Origin of the sequence: Rhodococcus sp. 14-2470-1b, assembly GCF_002259415.1 — a bacterium.
Lineage (GTDB): Bacteria > Actinomycetota > Actinomycetes > Mycobacteriales > Mycobacteriaceae > Rhodococcoides.
Window position 1 is genome coordinate 1 of sequence record NZ_NPFY01000051.1, and the last position, 517, is coordinate 517.

Here is a 517-nt window from a genome sequence, read left to right on the forward strand (position 1 = left end):
GACCGAAGAACCAGAACAGGTGCTGCCAGAGCAACGCCCCGCCGTTGGCGGGATCGAAGATGTGGGTGCCGAGTTTACGGTCGGCGAGCAGGCCCATCAACGCCGCGGTCAGCAGTGGGAACGCCAGCAGGATCAGAATCGAGGTCACCAGAATGTTCCAGGTGAAGATCGGTAGCCGGAACATCGTCATTCCCGGAGCGCGCAGGCACACCACGGTGGTGACCATGTTGACCCCGCCCAGGATGGTGCCCAGGCCCGCGACGAGCAAGCCCACGATCCACAGGTCGGATCCGATACCGGGGGAGTAGACGGCGCTGCTCAACGGGGTATACGCGGTCCAGCCGAAATCTGCGGCACCGCCGGGGCTGATGAACCCGGCGGTGGTGACCAGCGCGCCGAACAGGTACAGCCAGTAGCTGAAGGCATTGAGCCTGGGGAAGGCGACATCGGGTGCGCCGATCTGCAGCGGCAGGATGTAGTTGCCGAAGCCGAAGACGATCGGGGTGGCGTAGAGCAG

1 protein-coding gene is annotated in these 517 nt (G+C 64.4%); it reads right to left on the minus strand.

Going from position 1 to position 517, the window contains the following annotated elements:
• Window positions 1-517 (minus strand): cbb3-type cytochrome c oxidase subunit I (locus CH293_RS27605; RefSeq protein ID WP_176460149.1); only part of this gene is annotated, 517 nt, incomplete at both ends.